Source organism: Paractinoplanes ferrugineus (assembly GCF_016862195.1).
In the GTDB taxonomy this organism is placed as follows: domain Bacteria; phylum Actinomycetota; class Actinomycetes; order Mycobacteriales; family Micromonosporaceae; genus Actinoplanes; species Actinoplanes ferrugineus.
Window position 1 is genome coordinate 62946 of the sequence record NZ_BOMM01000009.1, and the last position, 18195, is coordinate 81140.

The window sequence follows — 18195 nt, forward strand, 5'->3', positions numbered from 1 at the left end:
GTTCAACCCGCTCAACCCGCAGGAGAACCGCCGAGTGCACTCGCAAGAGACCATTCACCTGACGCCCGCTCGTCTGTCCGAGCGCTGGTCCGTGACCGTCGGCCATCTGGCGAACCAGCGAAGTGAAGGAAGTGGACCTCCCTACCTCAAGCTGGGCGGTCGCATCCTGTACCGGCTCAGCGACGTCGAGACCTACGAGGAGCGATCCCTGGTGGCGGGAGCCCGCGCATGAAGAACCCGAACAGCCGGATCACCTTTCCCGGCGACGGCCCGTGGGTGGCTGTGTCGCAGCACAAGATGCAAAAGTGGGCTACCGACGAGGGCACTGGACCTCTGGCGATCCGGGTCATGTTCGCCGCCATCGGGCATCAGAACTCGACGGGACACGCCGAGCTTGCGAAGGGCGAGCTGTGCCGGATCCTCGGAAGGGCTGATAAGGAAACCGGCCGTCTTGAGCCGGCGGGATCGGACACCGTGTCGAGGGCCATTCGCAACGCCAAGGCGAGCGGCTTCATTGCTCCCGAGTCGGGTGCACGCTGCCTCGTGGTGCCTCGCTGGGTTGCCATCAAGAGGGCGAGGGACGCCTGGACTTGCCGCGTCCACGGTCCGCAGGTGGCCTGAGTGGTCAGGAAACCGACCGAACCTTGACCGCTGGAGCCTAACCAGTTGACCCGACAGGTCAACGCGCAACCTCATGAACTAGGAAAACGTAGGCGTTCTCTCTTCTATCTCTCAGTGCCAAAAGGATTGACGGGGACGGAGTCGCGGGATACCCGGTATCTCCGGGGCTCCGCCCCGGTGACGTAGAGCTTGCTGACTCGGGGGCTCCGCCCCCCGGGAGAACGGGCAACGGAAACAACGACCCAGAAACCGTGGCAGTTTTCGAGGTGCTATCACGCGCCGGTCCTCGCCGTGAGCCACAAGGGGTCATACCCCCCTCCCCTGGTCAAGACGAGTACCCGTCGCCGCGCCCTGCTTCATGGATAGCCGTGGCGTCGTCGGCCGGATAAGCAGCAAGGCCCCCACGCGCTTAACATGGAGGCCTTGCTGTGTCTCGCGGCGGACCAGCTCGGCCCGTCGACCGCTACCTATCTGCCGCTTGCCAACTATGACACCACCAGTTTGGCCAAATGGCAACATGTCGAGTTGGCCAACTTTATGGATACCCGAGTTGGCCTAGTGGCTGGCCAGGCACGATGGCCAAATGGCTGACCTTGAGGCAGCGGTCCAGAAGTTTCGCACGGCCGAGGCCGGAGTTGCCCGCGCGCAGGAGCGGGCCGCGCAGATCGTTGCCGACGCCAGAGGCAAGGTTGACCAGGCTCGCGCCGAGCTGGCCGACGCCATCCGCGACGCTGACGAGGCCGGCATGCGTCAGGTCGACATCGTGGCGGCGACGGGCTACAGCCGAGAGCGAGTGCGCCAGATCGTCCGCGAAGGCTGAGCCGAGATCGGGTATCGAGCTGGACTGGTTTCGGTGCCGTCCCAGTTGGTACCAGGCTCCCCGCATTGGTGAACGGGGCCTGACGCAGAGCCAGGTGCGCCAAATGCACAGAGGCCCGGGTGAGTAACGCCCCGACAGCAACCATCCAGGAGGCACGAGTCGCTTGCCTACGATAGGTCATCGGTGGACTTAGCTTCCGCTCGCGTCGCGGAAGAAGAGTATACGAATGCGGCCTGTGATCGATAGGATCTGAACTCCGGCCATCATGGCGTGGCAGCTCAAGATCAAGCTTGACTAGTCCTCATGCGGGAGTGCGACGTGGCCAGCTGGCTCACTGATGATGAGTGGGAATCGTTAATGCGGGCGATGGTTGAGGGCCGCTATCAGTTACTGCTCGGCGCTGGTGCCAGCGCTGATGCCAACGGGCCGATGGGCTCCCCCATGACTGGCTGGACGCTGGCTGCCGAGATGGCGCGGGATTTCGGGATTCCTGGGGATCCTGAGGGAAAGCTTCAGCAGGTTTTCTCACTCGCGCGCCAGCGAGGCAATGCGACCACCGGTGAGAATTTAACTGATTATCTCCGGAACCGTTATTGGAATTGCTCGGCGCCAGCCTGGTACCGAGATATAGTTTCAATCCCGTGGAAGTATATCTGGACGCTCAATATTGATGACGTCGTAGAACACGCCTATCGGACGTCCTTCAAAGATGACGCTGTTCAACGCCTCGTTTCTGTCAACTGGACAGACGCTCACCGTGTGCCGTCGGCCGAGCAGGTGACCCTGGTGCATCTTCACGGCGTTGCGGCTTCCAGCGCACCAGACAACTATATATTCGATATTTCGAGCTATCTCCTCGCGGCAACCGAACGCCATCGTTGGCATAATATATTTGCTGATCGATATGCAGATACTCCGACGATAATTCTCGGAGCTCGACTGTCTGGCGAAATAGACCTCGAAACAATTTTAGAAAAGGGGCGCCTTTCCGCTGATGGCCCTCCCTCCATCATAGTGCTTCGAACAATAAGCGAATTTGATGAGGCGCGGTTTCGCGGATGGAATCTGATACCGGTGCAAGCCGGTGCATCGGAATTTATGAAAGAGGTCAGGTCCAGGTGGGCGAGTTATGCGGCCAGGGTCACTGCAACGCCGGAAGGCTCGCCTCAACTGATAAGCCCGAATGCTCTAGCGTTCTTAAATCAGTGGGAGAGGCTTGAGCCCTATGATGATCGCACCCTGGATAGGCATCATGACTTCTATGCCGGCCATGAGCCCGAATACACCGACATCGTCCATGAATTAGATGCCTTTCGCGATGCGCGCACCAGCCTCATCGATCAGATGGCACATACCAGCCCTCAACAATTAGTTGTTGTTTCGGGTCCTCCATTCTCTGGCAAGTCGACCACGGCTATGAGGTTAGTGCGTGACTGCGCGAGTGCTGGTTGGCAGACCTACCGCCTAGACCCAGAACGTCGGCCCAATATCGACGCAATCCTTTGGTGGGCGCGAAACTTCCCTAGGACGGTTCTATTTGTCGATGGTGTTGCGGACTTCGCCCCAGACTTTCGAGTCCTTGTCGATCGCGCAATAGAGGCTTCGGTTCCTGTCCATTTGGTAATGGTTGAGCGCAGTTCCAGGATGAAAGAGGTTGAGCGAGAGTTAGCTAGCCTTCCCTCGTATACCGAGGTGTCGATTGAAAGCACACTTAGTTCAAATGAGGTCGACCGGCTGATTGAGAAGCTTGCACGGCCGGGACGACTTGGGGTTCTGGTACACGAAGGCAGCGCCGAGCGTCGGAGGTATTTCTTGGCCGACCACGGCGGCGAACTTTTTTCTGCCATGTCTGGCCTTTCTGAAGGCGAGGGTTTCGTCGAACGAGTACGCCGCAGGTATCTCCAGCTAGCCTCGAAGACCCAAAGGACTGCGTTTCACGCGACGGCAATAACGTCGGCGCTCGGATATGGGCTACCTTTTGGCCTGTGCATGGCAACTTCAGGCCTCACTCCGAAAGAACTCGATCTAGCGCTACGTGATGATCCAGATTTCTCAGAGGTTGTGACAGTACGCCGAGCGCGCCTTTACCCACGTCATCGAGTTTTCGGCTCGTATATGCTGGAATCGGCGTTCAGTGACGAACAAAACTTCGAAGTGACGCAAAGCCTCGCGCTAAATCTTGCACCGGACCTGTCTGTCGCCGCTATTCGCGCTCGAACCGAAATCTATCGATTGGCGCGGCAATTACTTGACTATCAAATTTTGGGTAAATGGATTGGTCAATCCAACCTGGAGCGATGGTATTCCTCTCTTCAGGAGGTGTTCGAGTGGAACGCGCGATTCTGGGAACAGCGAGCGCTCGCCGCAAGCCACGACGGACGACATGCTGCGGCGGCGTCATGGGCAGAAAAAGCGGTAGGCAAGCATAGGGACGCCCTCGCACTTAACACTCTTGCAGTCGTCTTATTTCGTAAGGCCCTAGAGGAAAAACGAGCAGAAAGTGATCTGATAGACGGCTATCTTGAGGCCGTCGCGATGCTTCAGGAGGCGCGCGCAATGGCACGCCATGATTCCGAGTATCCGTTCGTAACTTTCTTCCAATATACATTGGAATGGTCCCGGCGACGCAGCACCGCAGGCCTGCCTTTGCACCCAGACATTGTCCGGCGGTGGAATGACTGGTGGCAATCAGCCCTAAACGCCGAGGTATTTGCTGGGCAGCGAGGACAAGCTACCCTTCGTGATTGGCAGCGAAAATGGCTAGAGTTGTCGGTTTCTCAGGCTCGATGACGACCTCGGTCGGTAGGTCGGCGCTTGCGCCCTGCGCTCGGTGATCAGTGCGCCGACAGCATGACCAACGGTGTTCGTTCTCAGCGTTCCTCGCCCCAGTGTTCCTCTGCCGGCGGCATGCTGGTCGTCATGGACGGTGCGAGACCTTGAGCCTGAGTCAGAAAGCTTCTCTACGACCTGCGCGCTTGACCGGGCTTCTGCCTGCCGCCGGACGCGAACCACCGGCTGGTCGAGTCGCCGCCGGTCGACGTGGATGCGCTATCGATCTCCATAGCCAAGGCTGAGCCATCGTTGACCAGCACATGAGTCGTTGGCCGAAGGCTGAAGACACGTCCCAAGATGCCTGATCTGGTTACCCGATTTGTTACCCATAATCGTCATCATCAGCGATGAACCAACATGATCTTGGGTGACGTGATCGCCAGCTTCACCCGGCGTCTTGCCTGTTCAGGATGATTAGGGGTGACGGCCGATGATCCGGCTTGCCCGGCAGATCTCCTACTCCGTCGGTCGCAGGTTCGAATCCTGCCGGGCGCGCCCCCGTGACACAGCGAGGCGGGTGACGCTGATGCGCCACCCGCCTCGCTCAGTGCCAGACCTGCCTCGCTCAGTGCCGGGCCTCGCGCAGAGTCGTGCTCTCCTGGACGTCGTCGGCCTCGGGTTCGGCCGGTCCGCTGGTGCGGCGGGCCAGGCCGATCACGCCGAGGGTCATCACGATCGCGGCCACGGCCACCACCACCCGGCCGGCTGTGCCGAAGCGGAAGCTCTCGCCGAAGACGACCACGCCGGCTATCGCGGCCACGATCGGGTTGCTGACGCTCACCGTGGCCAGCGGGGCGGCCAGGCCCGCGCCCCGGTAGGAGAACTGGCTCAGCAGGTAGCCGGCCGTCGACAGCAGCACCACCATGGCGGTCAGCAGCATGGGCAGCGCCGCCACCCCACCCGCGGTGAACGACGTCATCACCGACTTCGACAGGACCGACGAGATGCCGAAGGCGACGCCCGCCGCCCCGGCCAGCAGCATCGCCCGGATGCGGGGCTTGGCCGTCGTCGCCGCGACCACCAGGGCCACTACGACGACCACCGTGAGCAGGGCGACGTAGCGGCTGTCGGCAGTGGTCAGGACGCTCGGCTCGGCGGAGTCCACCGACAGGGACATGATCAGGGCGAGGCCCAGCACCGTCAGGCCGGCGTCGATCCAGGCCGGAATGCTTATCGGGGTGCGGTAGCGCAGCGCCGAGATCGGCAGGGCGAACAACAGGGTCAGGGTGCCGAGCGCTTGGACGATCGCCACCGTGCCGAAGTTCAGGGCGATCACGTGCAGGCCGACGCCGGCGGCGGTGAGCAACAGGGCCACCGCCCACCGGGCCGGGCCGCGATGGCCGTTCTTGGCCAGGCGTTCCTGCGCCACGGCCGCGGTGGCGTAGCTTGCGGCGGACAAAACGGACAGCGTGACAGCCCAGCCGAGCGACGCCATAACCACCCCTGTTCGAGTCTGCCCCAATCCAGCGGGGTTCAGCCTCCCTAATTCCCCCGATCTTGGCGTCATCCCAGGGCGGTGGAAAGCGAGGCGACAACTACCGCGGTGGGCTGACACCATCGGGCCATGACGGAATCCGCGCACACCCGCATCGGCTGGCTCGACCTGCCGGCGGAGGTCCGCTCCCGCGTCGAGGGCGTCCTCGGCGGCGGCCCGGTGACCGAGGCCGTCACCCAGCCCGGCGGTTTCTCCCCCGGCACGGCCGCCCGGGTCCGCACCTCGACCGGCCGACGGGCGTTCGTCAAAGCCGTCTCGCCCGAGCTCAACACGCGGTCGGCCGAGCTGGCCCGGATGGAGATCCACGTCAGCCGGTCGATGTTGGCCACCGCCCCGGTCCCGAGGTTGCTGGCGGCGTTCGACGACGGTGCCTGGGTGGTGCTCGTCCTGGCGGACATCGAGGGCGCTCAACCGCGTACCCCATGGGTCGAGCCGGAGGTCGACGCGGCCCTCGCCGCGCTCACCGAGCTCGCCGCCGCCGTCACCCCCACGCCGGTCGGCGGCTTGCCGACGACGGCGCAACGCCTCCATGACAACTTCACCCGCTGGGCCGCGCTGGCCGCCGACCCACCCGCCGACCTCGACCCCTGGCTGGCCGAGCGGATGCCCGAACTGCGGTGCCTCTCGGCGGCGACCCTCGAGATCCTGGCGACCGGTGACACGCTCACCCACTGCGACATCCGCGCCGACAACATGCTGGTCCGCGCGGACGACGGCAAAGTGATGATCGTCGACTGGCCGTGGGGTTGCGTCGGGCCGGCCTGGGTCGACCGGCTGATGCTCGCCGTCGACGTCTACGTCAAGGGCGGCGACCCGGCCCGGGTGCTGGAAGGCATCGACCCCGACGCGGTGACCGGCTTCCTCGCGGGCATGTCCGGCTTTTTCGAGTACGCCCACCGGCAGCCCCCGCCGCCCTCGATCCCGACGGTCCGCGAGTTCCAGCGCCGCCAGGCCGAGGCCCTGCGCCCCTGGCTGCGGGCCCGGCTCTGCTCCACCCCACGCCGCCGGCCGTGATCGCGGTCATGGCCATCGCACCAGATGGGAGGTCCGGCACACCGGTCCGGACCCCGCCCCGGCGCGCACTAGGCTGGGGATCCGGGCTTCGGCGTGGCGGCCCGAAACACACCTCACGAGAACGGAACACGATGAGCGACCAGGCCAAGGTGCGAGTCCTTCTGCTGGAGAGCATTCACCACGACGCGGTGACCCGGCTCGAGGCCGAGGGATACTCCGTCGAGTCCGTCCGCAACGCCTTGGACGAGGCCGAGCTGATCGAGCGCATCAAGGGTGTGCACCTGCTCGGCATCCGGTCCAAGACCAGGGTGACCGCCAAGGTCCTCGAGGCCGCCGACAGTCTGATGGCGGTGGGTGCGTTCTGCATCGGCACCGATCAGATCGACCTGCTCACCGCGTCGGCCTCGGGCGTCGCCGTGTTCAACGCCCCGTTCTCCAACACCCGCTCCGTGGTCGAGCTGGCCATCGCCGAGATCATCGCGATGACCCGGCGGCTCACCGAGAAGAACGCGCTCATGCACGACGGCGTGTGGGACAAGTCGGCGGACGGCGCGCACGAGATCCGCGGGCGGCGACTCGGCATCGTCGGCTACGGCAACATCGGCACCCAGCTGTCGGTGCTCGCCGAGAACCTCGGCATGCACGTGTCCTTCTACGACACCGCCGACAAGCTCGCGCTGAGCAACGCCCACCGCTGCGCCTCCATCGAGGAACTGCTCGAGACCAGCGACATCGTCACGCTGCACGTCGACGGCCGGCCGGGTAACGCCGGTTTCTTCACCGCCGACCAGTTCAAGCGGATGAAGCCGGGCTCGCTGTTCCTCAACCTGTCCCGCGGTATCGTCGTCGACCACCTCGCCCTGCGCGACGCCCTGGTCAGTGGGCACATCGCGGGCGCGGCGGTGGACGTGTTCCCGAAGGAGCCGAAGGGTCGCGGCGACGAGTTCGTCTCCGAGCTGCGCGGTCTGCCCAACGTCATCCTCACCCCGCACATCGGCGGGTCGACCGAGGAGGCGCAGTCCGACATCGGCGACTTCGTGGCGAACAAGCTGACCCACTTCGTGCAGGACGGCAACACCACGTTGAGCGTCAACCTGCCGTCGGTGGCGCTGCCCGAGCAGGAGGGCATGAGCCGCATCGTGCACGTCCACATCAACACCCCGGGCGTGCTCGCGAAGGTCAACAGCATCCTGGCGCAGCACTCGGTGAACGTCGAGGGTCAGCTGCTGAGCACCCGCGGTGAATACGGCTACCTGATCACCGACATCAGCGGCGACTACAGCGCCGAGGTTCTCGACCAGCTGCGCGGCATGGAGCAGACGGTCCGCCTACGAGTTCTCTAGACCCGAAGGCACGACAAGAGATACGAAGACACGACGAAGCCGGCCGGGGCTGTCCCCGGCCGGCTTCTGCCGTACTCAGGCGTTCTCGACCGTCAGAGACGTGATCCGGGCGCCGGCCGTCATGTCGTAACGGTTGGCGACATTCCAATCCTTCGGGGTCAGCGTCGAACCGGCCGGCACGTCCTTCAGCGTCTTCGAGCCGGCCACCACCGTCTGCGCGCCGCCGGCCACCTTGATCCGCACCGGGTTGCCGGACGGCGACTTCAGGACCAGCGAGTCGACCGCGCCATTGATCTTCACCGGGACGGTCCCGGCGGGCTGGGACAAGACCAGTTGAGCGGTACGCATCCCCGCGACCATCTCGAGTCCACTGATCTGCCCACCGCTGACGTCGATCACCTGCTTCTCGGCGTACCCGGAGAAGCGCAGCGCCCACCGCACCTTGGCCGCGAGCACGATCTCGATCTCCCCGCCGGTGCCGTCGCCGTCCTTGCTTACCTGCAGCTTGACGTCGTCGTTGCGAATCGACGGGTTGGGCAGGATGCCGGCATCGTCCGGTGTGGAGATCCGGTAGAGGTCGTCGCCGAGCTCGCCGATCGTCACGTGCACCGAGTTGGTGCCGGCCAGCAGCTCGAAGCTCGCCTTGGTGCGGTTGTCCAACGGCGCCGTCGCGGTCCGTTTACCGGCGTCGCTCGAGCCGAGCTGCAGCACCGAGTCGATGTGGTCGTTGGAGCCGGAGAAGTAGACCACCCCGACGGCCGAACCGGCGAGCAACACGACCGCGCTGAGCACCACCATCGCGATGGTGACGCCCCGTGACTGCCGCCGTGGTGGTTCGGTGGCGGCGGAGTGCGAGACCCCGGCGCCGGTCGGGACCCCGGCGCCGAGCGAGCCGGTGTCGCTGCGCCAGTTCGCGAACTCCCCCGAGGGGGCATGCAGCGCGTTGGCGCGGGGCACCCGGCCGAGCGTGTCCTCGCCGGGCGTGAGCCGAGCCGGCGGGGGCCAGTTGGACATCGCCGGAGCCGGGCCGCGTCCCGCTGACGGCGCGTCGTTGCGCCGGATCGGAAGTTCGGCCGGTGTGAGCGAATCCGGATCGTAGGAGGTCGGCTCCCGGTCCCGCGCGGTGATCTCGAGCAGCGGCTCGAGCTCCCGGGAAGCGGGCTCGAACACCGGCTCGCGTTCACGGGAAGCCGGTTCGAAGACCGGTTCCCACTCGCGCGCGGCGGGTTCGTACGCCGGGGTCGGCGACGCTGATCCGGCCGGCGCGCCCGAGGTGGGCGCGGAGCGTTTCGGCGAGATCGGTCCGTCGCTGAAGCCGAATGAGGCTCGACCCGAGCCTCGGGGTGTAGCCGGCCCGAAATCCGGTGCCACCTCTTCCTCCTCCGCCGGCAAGTCCGTGCCGTCGGTGAACCACGAGCCGCCGGTGGTCGTGTCGACCGGCGGGTGTGCGGGCGGGCGGCGATAGAGGGTGTCACCCTCCCGGCCGCCCCGTTTGCTGCCGAAGGCCGTCGGGTCGGCCACCGCCACATCGGACGCGTCGTCAGCTGCTTCTCGATCCACAGCGAGTCTCCCCTGTCGCATCGCCGGTAGCCCGGCCATCCCCGACAGTGGTACGTATTTGAAGTTCACGCGGATGAGTGCAAGCGGGAACTACTTGGAGTTACTACCGGCCGGGCCGGATCAGGCCGCGCCGGGTGGCGATCGCAACCGCCTCGAGCTGGCTGTGCGCGCCGAGTTTGGCCAGCACCGCCTTCACGTAACCGCGGCACGTGTGCAGGCTGATACCGAGCCGCCGGGCGATGGCCCGGGCGTCCAGCCCGGCCGCCATCAGGTGCAGCACCTCGTCCTCGCGGGAAGTGAGCCCGCCACCACGCGGTGCGACCGCCGGAGTGGTGCTACGCAGCAACCGGGCCAGGATGTCGGTGGACACGGTCATGCCTCCGCCGTGCGCCGTGCGCAGCGCGTTGAGCACGTCGCCGAGCGCCCCGTTCTTGGACAGGAAGCCGGCCGCTCCGGCCGCCGTCGCCCGGCCCACGAGCGCCTGCTCATCGCTTGCAGTGAGGATCACCACACGCGTGTCCGGCTGCCGTACGCGAATCAGCTCAGCAATCGCAATTCCGTCCGCATCGGACAGTTCCGGATCGAGGAGGATCACATTGGGCTGGAGCTGTGCGGCTAGTTGCAGGGCCTCCGCACCGGTGCGTGCGTGACCTACGTACTCGAGGTCCGGCTGGCCGGCCAGAGCGTGTCCGAGCAGCTCGGCGAACGTCTGATGGCCGTCGACGACGAGGACGCTGATCGCTTCGCCGTAATTCATGCGCCACCTTTCAACCGATCGGACCTCGGAAGTCTAAGGAGTACCAGCTCTCATCTTTGCCCTACCAACAGCCTGCCGCTGCGACGGGGCGGATCCGTTCCGCCGGTACGCCCGACAGAAGGATGAGGCCAAGCGGATGCGATAGCCAGTCTTTCGGTTGATCTGCACCCCTCGCGTTGGGGCTTGCCGGTCAACTCTCTCAGACGCAGAGTTTCGGTTCATGTTCGACATCCAGCTCTTCGGCCGCGTCGAGGTCCGCACCCGGGGCGAGCGCCTGGCGGGCCGTGACTTCGGCGGCGACCGGTCGCGGCGTCTCCTGGCCCTGCTCGCGCTGCGCGGCGAGGCGTCCATCTCGGAGCTGGCCGAGCAGTTGGGCACGAGCAAGAAGTCCGTTGAGGCCGACTTGTCGGTTCTTCGGAAGCATTTGGAACCGGGCGTAAGCTCCCGAGACTCCGTGATCGGTAGCAATCGGGGCCGGCTCCGTCTCGACCCCGACCGGGTCCGGGTCGACACCGCCCGCTTCGACGAGCTGATCGAGGCCGCGCGCGGGCGGTCCGCCGCCAGTGCCGCCAAGCCGCTGAGCGCCGCCGCGTTCCTGTCCACCCGCCCGTTGCTGGAGGACGAGGACGCCGCCTGGGCCGCCGAGGCACGCAGCGAATACCGCGCGAAGCTGGTGATGGCGCGCACCGAGCCGGCTAAATCGGAGGCGGCCACCGTCTAGGACGGGCAAAATCGCCGGGTGCCGACCACCCTGCTGCCCGTACCGCTCGCTCCGGAGATCTCGCTCTACCTGCAGAGCAGCCGGGTGGGCCTCTTCGACCTCACCGGCGGCGAGTTCCGCAGTGACGAACCGCCGCCGTTCTGGGCCTTCGTCTGGGCCGGCGGTCAGGCCCTCGCCCGCTACGTTCTCGACCATCCCGAGACAGTGGCCGGCAAGCGCGTCCACGACCTCGCCACCGGTTCGGGGGTGGCCGCCATCGCCGCCGCGATGGCCGGTGCCGCCCATGTCGCGGCCACCGACCTCGACCCGGCGGCGACCGAGGCGGCCCGCCGGAACGCCGCCGCCAATCAGGTCACGGTCAGTGACGCTCCGGAGCGACCCGAGGTGATTTTGGCGGGCGACGTCTTCTACAGCCCGACGGTCGCGCCCGAGATGACCAGGATTCTCCGCGAGGCCCGTCGAAATTCGGTGGAAGTCCTGGTTGGCGACCCCGGACGGGGGTACTTCCCGGAACGGCTCTTCACTGCGCTGACCAAGTACGTCGTGCCCGTACCGGCCGCGCTGGAGGAAGCCGAGACGCTGACGACGACGGTCTGGCGGATGCGATGAGCGTCACTTCATGCGAGATGCTTTCATCACCCAACCAGTTGTAGGCTGCATGCATTAATCAAGCTTTCTGCGGGGCCTTTCACGTGTCACAGGATGATCTAGCGAGCGCCGCGTCGCGTCTCGCCGACGAACTTATGCGGTTCTTCCGGCTCGGTGGACGGGCCAAGAGCATGCTCAACAAGCCGGACCTGGGTGCGGAGTTCTCCGCGCTCATGCTGCTCTTTCCGCTGCGGTTCGTCGGCCCGATGCGCGTGACCGACCTTGCCGAGGCCAAGCAGGCCGACCCCTCCACGGTCAGCCGGCAGGCCGCCCAGCTGGTCAAAGCCGGCCTGGTCCGGCGCGAGGCCGACCCGGGTGACGGGCGGGCATCACGCTTGGCGATCACCGACGCCGGTCTGGACGCCTGCCGGCAGCTGCACGACGCCCGCGAGGCGTTCCTTCGCGAGGCCGTCGACGGCTGGCCGGCCGAACGCGTCGAGGCCTTCGTCGAGCTCTTCACCGAATTCAATACGGCGGTCGAGGCGCGTCTGCGCAGCGATTCGGCCGCGACACCACCACGGGAGATCGCGTGAGCAATCCCAGCACCGCCGCACCACCGGCCAAGACCGGCGCGGAATTCACTCATCGCCAGATCCTGACGGTGCTCGGCGGCCTGATGATGGGCATGTTCCTGGCCGCCCTCGACCAGACCATCATGGCCACCGCCACCCGGACCATCGCCGACGACCTGCACGGCTTCAACCTTCAGGCGTGGGCCACCACGGCGTTCCTGATCACGTCGACGATCTCCACGCCGCTCTACGGCAAGCTCTCCGACATCTACGGGCGGCGGCCGTTCTTCCTGTTCGCGATCGGCATCTTCGTCGTCGGCTCGATGCTCTGCGGCCTGTCCCAGAACATGTACGAGCTGGCCGCCTTCCGCGCGATCCAGGGCATCGGCGCCGGCGGCCTGATGTCGCTGGCTCTGGTGATCATCGGCGACATCGTGCCGCCCCGCGAACGAGCCCGCTATCAGGGTCTCTTCCTGGCCGTGTTCGGCACTGCCAGCGTCATCGGCCCGATCCTCGGTGGTTTCTTCGCCGGCGCCGACACCCTCCTCTGGGTGGACGGCTGGCGCTGGGTGTTCTATTTGAACGTGCCGATCGGCGTGGCCGCGATGATCGTGGTGGCCCGGGTCCTGCACCTGCCGCACCAGCGCACCGACCACCGGATCGACTGGCCCGGCGCGCTCAGCCTGATCGTCGGGCTGGTGCCGCTGCTGACCGTGGCCGAGCAGGGTCGCGACTGGGGCTGGGCGTCCGGCCGCTCGATCGCCTGCTTCGCGGTCGGCGTGATCGGCATCGTCGCCTTCATCTTCGCCGAGCGGGCGTACGGCGACGAGGCGCTGCTGCCGCTGCGGCTGTTCCGCAACCGCACGGTCGCCGTCGGCGCGACCTCCAGCACCATCCTCGGCATGGCGATGTTCGGCGGCCTGATGACCGTCCCGCTGTACCTGCAGATCGTCAAGGGCTCCTCGGCGACGCAGGCCGGCCTGCAGATGATCCCGTTCGTGCTCGGCATCATGGCCGGCTCGATCACCGCCGGCCAGCTGATCGCCAAGACCGGCCGCTACCGCATCTTCCCGATCATCGGTAGCACCCTGATGCTGATCGCGCTCGGCCTGTTCGCCACGATCGGCGCCGACACCCCGCTCTGGCGGACCATGCTCATCATGGTGATCATGGGCCTCGGCCTGGGCGGCAACATGCAGCCGATGATCACCGCCGTACAGAACGCGGTGAACCCGCGGGAGATCGGCGTGGCCACCAGCTCGGTGACGTTCTTCCGCTCGATGGGCGGCACGCTCGGCACGGCGATCTTCCTGTCCGTGCTGTTCAACGTGCTCCCCGGCAAGATCCGCGACTCGTTCTCCGCGGCCGCGGCGACGCCTGATTTCCAGGCCGCGCTCAAGGCCCACCCGGACCAGGCGCAGACCCTGCAGCAGGTGACGAGCAACGGCAACGGCGACCTGAGCGACACCTCCTGGATCAACAACCTCACCGACGTGCTCGCCCACCCGTTCAAGGCCGGCTTCTCGGACGGCATCCAGGTGGTCTTCCTGATGGCCTTCGCCATCATGGTCGTCGGCCTGATCGTGGTCTTCTTCCTGCCGGAGATCCCGCTCTCCCAGCGCTCCGCCCAGCAGCAGCGCGCCGACGACATCCTCGCCGCCGAGAACAGCAATGGCGTCCCCGGTGAGGTCGGCGCCGGCCCGCGCGAGGACAAGGTCAACACCTAAAGATCAAAACCGCTCCTCGAGTACGCCCGGAGCACCACCGAAGAGCCGGGGCCGCCACGTGGCCCCGGCTCTTTCGTGTCCCGCCACCCGCTCCCGGCGAGCCCGGGGTCTAGCGTTGGCGCCATGGCTGTCGTGAAGATCAACGCTATCGAGGTGCCCGAGGGCGCCGGCCCCGAGCTGGAGAAGCGGTTCGCAGCCCGGCAGGGCGCCGTCGAGAACGCGCCCGGCTTCCTCGCCTTCGAGCTGCTGCGCCCGGTCGCCGGCGAGAACCGCTACTTCGTCTACACCAAGTGGGAGTCCGAGGAGGCGTTCCAGTCCTGGTCCGCCGGAACCGGCCGGGCCGCCCACGCGGGTGAGCGCAGCCGCCCGGTCGCCGCCGGCGCATCCCTGCTCGAGTTCGAAGTGATCCAGCACGCGGCGAAGCCCGAGTAGCCACCCGCCCACCGGCACCCGATCAGCCGGGGCCGGACCGGCGCGGTCAGGCCTTGCGGGCGGCCGCGGCGATCAGCCGGTCAGCGACGGCCTGCCGATCGAGGCCGAGTCGCTGGGCAGTCTCACCAAGCACGTCGTGGGCCTCACGCACGCTGCAGCCGCGCTGGGCGATGATCACGCCGATCGCCCGGTCGACGGTCGCGTGGGTGCTCGTCTCGTCGCGCCGGCGCAGCTCGCCGAGCAGCACCTCGGCCTGGTTGACCAGGGCCATCGCGGTGACCAGCACATCCGGGCCGGGGGTGCCGGGCCGGTCGAGGTAGACACTGACCGCACCGACCTCGGCCCGGGGCACGTCGAGCGGGACGGCTACCACCGCCGCGATTCCGGCGGTGGCGGCGGGTTCGGCCAGGTGCGGCCAGCGCGCGTCGGCGGTCAGGTCGTCGGCGACGGTCAGGGCGTGGCTGCGAGCCGCGTCGAGCCCGGGGCCGGTGCTCGACTCGTACGCGATCGTGTCGAGGCTTTCGCCGCGCGGACCGTTCGCGGTGCGGGTGGGTGGGCCGCCCTCGCCGATCAGCGTGACCGAGCAGCGCACCGTGCCCGGCACCGTGGCGGCCAGGAAGGCGACCAGCCGCTCGATCGCCGCATCGAAGCTGGGCGCGCCGAGCAGCCGGGCCGAGAGCTCATGCAGGAGACCGGCCAGTTCGACCGCGTGCGGGCCGCTCAGGACCGCGGAATGCCCACCGTCACGAGAACGGCCGGGCCGACGCGGCAACCGGGCGGGGCGACGCAGCAACCGGGCGGGACGGCGCAGCGGCGACGAAATCCGGCTTTTCGGGGCAGACACGCGGGGCATATTGCCACGACCATCGACCGGCACGGAAGTTCGTTGCCCCTACCGGGTGGCTTCGCCCGTCGTGGCCGTCTCGTCGGAGGCGCGCTCCTCGAGCGGCTGCGGGTCGAACTCCCGGTCGTCGGAGTCGGCCAGGATGGCCGCGGCCTGCGCCCGCGGGTCGTCGCTTCCGGCCGCGCGCTCCTCCGGGAGCAGCTCGGCGGCACGCTCGGAAATCCGGTCGTCAGTCATACGTGGCTGCTTACCCCGGCCCGCCGCGAGTTATCCGGCCCGCCGGAGGGCGAAACAAGAACGACGCCCCCGGGCGAACCCGGGGGCGTCGTTCACAAGACGTCGGTGTGCAGGTCGCCTCTCGGCGATAGGCACAACACGGCTCCAGCCGAACGGTATTCCGTGAAGGCATTAGTGGTGAGGCCCGGGGACACTGGACACACCGACGTTCGTAGTCAACGGTCGGTCACCGCGCGCGATTCCGTTAGCAAGTGTGACGCCCGCCACAGAGTTTGCCCGGCTCGGACGCGGGTAGTCGACCCGCCGTGACCGACGATTTCAGCGAACTGGACGCCTTCCTCGACGACGCGTTCGAGGGCCAGGAGCGCCTCAGCAGCCTGGACCTGCAGCGCCGCGCGATCGCGGCCGACCTGCCGGCGATCTCCCGCACCCGGGTCGACGCCCTGCCGGAGGGTGAGTACGCCCAGGACGAGGCCGCCGAGGCCCTCCGACTCATCGAGGTCTGAGCAGCGGAAGTACCCTTTTGGGCATGAAGGTGCTGTGGACGCCGGCGTGGATCGCCAGGCACCTCATTGCCCTCGCCGTCGTGCTGGGCTGCCTCGGGCTGGGCTGGTGGCAGTTCAGCCGGGCCAGCGGCGGCAACAATCTCAGCTGGGGTTACACGTTCGAGTGGCCGGTGTTCGCGGCCTTCTTCGCCTTCCTGTGGTGGCGTGAGGTGCAGCTCGCCCTGCGCCCGCCGGCCACCGAGGAGGAAGCCGCCGACGACGAGCCGGCGAGGCTCCCAGGCGCGGCTGTTACGGTCGGCCGTCCGGTTCGTGTCGCCGTGCGCGCCGACCAGGCCGCGGACGATCCCGAGCTGGACGCCTACAACGACTATCTGACCTGGCTGGCCCGGCATCCCGGGGCCGGCCCGGCCGACTATCCCGGCTTCTCGAAGAACTAGGACGTGGCATCGTGCAGGGAGCCCTGACCCGCTACCGGATCATCGCGTGGATCGTCGGCGTGTGCCTGCTCGCACTCGTCGTGGTCGGCATGCCGCTGAAATACCTCGGCGACAACGACGTCGTGGTGGCGACCGTCGGCCCCGCCCACGGCTTCCTCTTCATGATCTACCTGGTGCTCACCTACGATCTCGCGCGCCGGGCCGGCTGGGCGTTCCCGCGAATGCTTCTCGTGATGGCGGCGGGCACGATCCCGTTTCTTTCGTTCTGGGCCGAGCGTAAGGTCAGCCACGTCTGGATCCCGGCCGAGTTGGCGAAAAGTCCAGTTTGAGTCGCGGAATAACGCGGCGTTCCCGGTAACTGACAATGCGTTATCGGGATCATTCCCATATTCCTGACTTTTGCCTTAAATTCCTTGCCCGGAACTTGATTTTGTTTTACGCGCCGATAAGTTGGTGCGGTTGGATCGGTCCGCAGCCACAAACCCTCGGTGGCACCGGCCAACGCCGCCAATCGGCGCGGTGACTCAGCGTGTTCTCCCCGAACATCGCGTGCCATCGCGACAGAACCGGGGACCCGCGTTTCTGGGGTGAATCCGCGCAAGCGGTAGGGCCGTGTTCCGAGCCCCTGATCCTCATCAAGCGCCGGCGACAGCTGACCCGGCAGGCGGCCTTAGCGGGAGAAAGGCCAGTTACCGGTGCCACACCCCCGAACCAGGCTTCGGCCCATCGTGGTCGCGGCGTTGGCGATCGCGGTCAGCGGGTTCATGGCGACCCCCGCGCACGCGGCGCCGTCCGAGGCGGAGCTGAAGAAGCAGATCGACACCGCTTCGAACCAGCTCGAGGACATCACCGAGTCGTTCAACAAGCTCAAGATCGACCTGGCCAAGACGGCCGCCGACCAGAAGAACCTGGCCGCGTCGATCGCCCCGGCCAAGGCCAAGCTCCTGGTGGCCAGCGCCCAGGTCGACAACATCGCGGCCACGTCCTACAAACAGGGCAAGATCGGCCCGATGGCGGCTCTGCTGTCCAGCAGCAACCAGACCGGCCTCGTCGACCGGATGAGCTACCTGGACCTCATCCAGCGCGCCAACCAGCGCGACATCGACGCGTACACCCAGACCACCCAGACCTTCGACCAGCGCTCGGCGGCGCTGAAGACCACGCAGGCCAAGCAGACGGCCCAGCTCAACGAGGTCGCGGCGCGCAAGTCGAAGATCGAGGGTGACATCAAGAAGCTGCGGGCGCTGCGCCAGCAGGCCTTCGGCAGCGCCACCGAGACGGGCGTCTCCGGTGCCGCCGGTCCGGCCCCGAACATCGCGGGCTCGGCCGGTGAAGCGGTCGCGTTCGCGTACAAGCAGGCCAACAAGCCGGCCTACTACGGCTACGGAGATTCCGGGCCCAGCACGTTCGACTGCTCCGGCCTGACCATGGCCGCGTGGAACGTCGCCGGAAAGTCGTTGCCGCACAACGCCGCCGCGCAGTACAGCGCCACGGCGCGCATCTCGAAGTCCCAGCTGCAACCGGGCGACCTGGTGTTCTATCGAAGCCTCGGCCACGTCGGCATCTACGTCGGCGGCGGCATGATCATCGACGCGTCCCGGGAGGGCGAGCCGATCAAGAAGAGGTCGATAAACATCATGACCCCGTACGGCTACGGCCGAGTCAAGTAGCGCCTGTTCCGAGCAGCAA

General features: G+C 66.6%; 20 protein-coding genes. 15 read left to right on the forward strand and 5 right to left on the reverse strand.

What is annotated here, in order from left to right; all coding sequences use genetic code 11:
- Positions 1-34: 34 nt before the first annotated feature.
- From Afe05nite_RS06765 to Afe05nite_RS06780, 4 genes are all read left to right on the forward strand, one after another.
- On the forward strand, positions 35-232 hold the full coding sequence (locus tag Afe05nite_RS06765) for a hypothetical protein (RefSeq protein ID WP_203816103.1): 198 nt from the start codon (positions 35-37) through the stop codon (positions 230-232).
- On the forward strand, positions 229-621 hold the full coding sequence (locus Afe05nite_RS06770; protein WP_203816104.1) for a hypothetical protein: 393 nt from the start codon (positions 229-231) through the stop codon (positions 619-621). The genes Afe05nite_RS06765 and Afe05nite_RS06770 overlap by 4 nt, the downstream gene beginning before the upstream one ends.
- A 583-nt stretch (positions 622-1204) precedes the next feature.
- Positions 1205-1441 carry a hypothetical protein gene (locus Afe05nite_RS06775; protein WP_203816105.1) on the forward strand — a complete coding sequence of 79 codons (237 nt, stop codon included), beginning with the start codon at positions 1205-1207 and terminating at the stop codon, positions 1439-1441.
- Between the two features lie 318 nt (positions 1442-1759).
- A complete protein-coding gene (locus Afe05nite_RS06780; protein WP_203816106.1) occupies positions 1760-4231 on the forward strand; it encodes a P-loop NTPase in 2472 nt (823 codons plus the stop codon).
- Positions 4232-4838: 607 nt separating this feature from the next.
- On the opposite strand, the gene Afe05nite_RS06785 is transcribed toward Afe05nite_RS06780, so the two are convergent.
- On the reverse strand, positions 4839-5672 hold the full coding sequence (locus Afe05nite_RS06785; RefSeq protein WP_239117609.1) for a DMT family transporter: 834 nt from the start codon (positions 5670-5672) through the stop codon (positions 4839-4841).
- 165 nt (positions 5673-5837) lie between these two features.
- Here Afe05nite_RS06785 and Afe05nite_RS06790 point away from each other — a divergent pair, with 165 nt between their 5' ends.
- Positions 5838-6782, forward strand: coding sequence for a phosphotransferase family protein (locus tag Afe05nite_RS06790; RefSeq protein WP_203816108.1), 945 nt, complete (start codon positions 5838-5840; stop codon positions 6780-6782).
- Between the two features lie 131 nt (positions 6783-6913).
- Positions 6914-8125 (forward strand): phosphoglycerate dehydrogenase, encoded by a 1212-nt coding sequence (serA, locus tag Afe05nite_RS06795; RefSeq protein WP_203816109.1) that lies wholly within the window; start codon positions 6914-6916, stop codon positions 8123-8125.
- A 75-nt stretch (positions 8126-8200) separates the two neighbouring features.
- Here serA and Afe05nite_RS06800 read toward each other — a convergent pair whose 3' ends face one another.
- Both Afe05nite_RS06800 and Afe05nite_RS06805 read right to left on the reverse strand, forming a co-directional pair.
- Complete coding sequence (locus Afe05nite_RS06800; protein ID WP_203816110.1) at positions 8201-9685, reverse strand: hypothetical protein; 1485 nt, start codon at positions 9683-9685, stop codon at positions 8201-8203.
- Positions 9686-9788: 103 nt separating this feature from the next.
- Positions 9789-10442: a response regulator gene (locus tag Afe05nite_RS06805; protein ID WP_203816111.1), complete on the reverse strand. Its 654-nt coding sequence runs from the start codon at positions 10440-10442 to the stop codon at positions 9789-9791.
- 220 nt (positions 10443-10662) lie between these two features.
- Here Afe05nite_RS06805 and Afe05nite_RS06810 point away from each other — a divergent pair, with 220 nt between their 5' ends.
- The 5 genes from Afe05nite_RS06810 to Afe05nite_RS06830 all read left to right on the forward strand — a co-directional run bounded on the left by Afe05nite_RS06810 (position 10663) and on the right by Afe05nite_RS06830 (position 14482).
- Entirely contained in the window at positions 10663-11163 is a 501-nt protein-coding gene (locus Afe05nite_RS06810) for an HTH domain-containing protein (RefSeq protein WP_203816112.1), read from the forward strand.
- Positions 11164-11181: 18 nt separating this feature from the next.
- Positions 11182-11772: a class I SAM-dependent methyltransferase gene (locus tag Afe05nite_RS06815; protein ID WP_203816113.1), complete on the forward strand. Its 591-nt coding sequence runs from the start codon at positions 11182-11184 to the stop codon at positions 11770-11772.
- A gap of 83 nt (positions 11773-11855) precedes the next feature.
- Positions 11856-12344 (forward strand): MarR family winged helix-turn-helix transcriptional regulator, encoded by a 489-nt coding sequence (locus Afe05nite_RS06820; protein ID WP_239117610.1) that lies wholly within the window; start codon positions 11856-11858, stop codon positions 12342-12344.
- Entirely contained in the window at positions 12341-14050 is a 1710-nt protein-coding gene (locus tag Afe05nite_RS06825) for an MDR family MFS transporter (protein ID WP_203816114.1), read from the forward strand. Before Afe05nite_RS06820 ends, Afe05nite_RS06825 begins: the two co-directional genes overlap by 4 nt.
- Positions 14051-14173: 123 nt before the next feature.
- Positions 14174-14482 carry an antibiotic biosynthesis monooxygenase family protein gene (locus Afe05nite_RS06830; RefSeq protein WP_203816115.1) on the forward strand — a complete coding sequence of 103 codons (309 nt, stop codon included), beginning with the start codon at positions 14174-14176 and terminating at the stop codon, positions 14480-14482.
- Positions 14483-14528: 46 nt separating this feature from the next.
- Here Afe05nite_RS06830 and Afe05nite_RS06835 read toward each other — a convergent pair whose 3' ends face one another.
- The gene (locus tag Afe05nite_RS06835) at positions 14529-15326 is read right to left on the reverse strand and encodes a GAF and ANTAR domain-containing protein (RefSeq protein ID WP_239117611.1); all 798 of its coding nucleotides are present in this window, start codon (positions 15324-15326) and stop codon (positions 14529-14531) included.
- Positions 15327-15374: 48 nt separating this feature from the next.
- Entirely contained in the window at positions 15375-15563 is a 189-nt protein-coding gene (locus Afe05nite_RS06840; RefSeq protein WP_203816234.1) for a hypothetical protein, read from the reverse strand.
- Between the two features lie 305 nt (positions 15564-15868).
- On the opposite strand from Afe05nite_RS06840, the gene Afe05nite_RS06845 reads away from it, so the two are divergent.
- From Afe05nite_RS06845 to Afe05nite_RS06860, 4 genes are all read left to right on the forward strand, one after another.
- Entirely contained in the window at positions 15869-16069 is a 201-nt protein-coding gene (locus Afe05nite_RS06845; RefSeq protein ID WP_239117612.1) for a hypothetical protein, read from the forward strand.
- Between the two features lie 23 nt (positions 16070-16092).
- Positions 16093-16506: a hypothetical protein gene (locus tag Afe05nite_RS06850; RefSeq protein ID WP_203816117.1), complete on the forward strand. Its 414-nt coding sequence runs from the start codon at positions 16093-16095 to the stop codon at positions 16504-16506.
- A gap of 11 nt (positions 16507-16517) precedes the next feature.
- Positions 16518-16835: a DUF3817 domain-containing protein gene (locus Afe05nite_RS06855; protein ID WP_203816118.1), complete on the forward strand. Its 318-nt coding sequence runs from the start codon at positions 16518-16520 to the stop codon at positions 16833-16835.
- 399 nt (positions 16836-17234) lie between these two features.
- The gene (locus Afe05nite_RS06860) at positions 17235-18176 is read left to right on the forward strand and encodes a C40 family peptidase (protein WP_239117613.1); all 942 of its coding nucleotides are present in this window, start codon (positions 17235-17237) and stop codon (positions 18174-18176) included.
- Positions 18177-18195 lie beyond the last annotated feature (19 nt).

Bases quoted from the DNA above. Each gene is read 5' to 3' on its own strand.
- Afe05nite_RS06770 (WP_203816104.1), top strand. From the start codon at position 229: ATGAAGAACCCGAACAGCCGGATCACCTTTCCCGGCGACGGCCCGTGG.
- Afe05nite_RS06775 (WP_203816105.1), top strand. From the start codon at position 1,205: ATGGCTGACCTTGAGGCAGCGGTCCAGAAGTTTCGCACGGCCGAGGCC.
- Afe05nite_RS06790 (WP_203816108.1), top strand. From the start codon at position 5,838: ATGACGGAATCCGCGCACACCCGCATCGGCTGGCTCGACCTGCCGGCG.
- serA (WP_203816109.1), top strand. From the start codon at position 6,914: ATGAGCGACCAGGCCAAGGTGCGAGTCCTTCTGCTGGAGAGCATTCAC.
- Afe05nite_RS06805 (WP_203816111.1), bottom strand. From the start codon at position 10,442: ATGAATTACGGCGAAGCGATCAGCGTCCTCGTCGTCGACGGCCATCAG.
- Afe05nite_RS06810 (WP_203816112.1), top strand. From the start codon at position 10,663: ATGTTCGACATCCAGCTCTTCGGCCGCGTCGAGGTCCGCACCCGGGGC.
- Afe05nite_RS06830 (WP_203816115.1), top strand. From the start codon at position 14,174: ATGGCTGTCGTGAAGATCAACGCTATCGAGGTGCCCGAGGGCGCCGGC.
- Afe05nite_RS06840 (WP_203816234.1), bottom strand. From the start codon at position 15,563: ATGACTGACGACCGGATTTCCGAGCGTGCCGCCGAGCTGCTCCCGGAG.
- Afe05nite_RS06850 (WP_203816117.1), top strand. From the start codon at position 16,093: ATGAAGGTGCTGTGGACGCCGGCGTGGATCGCCAGGCACCTCATTGCC.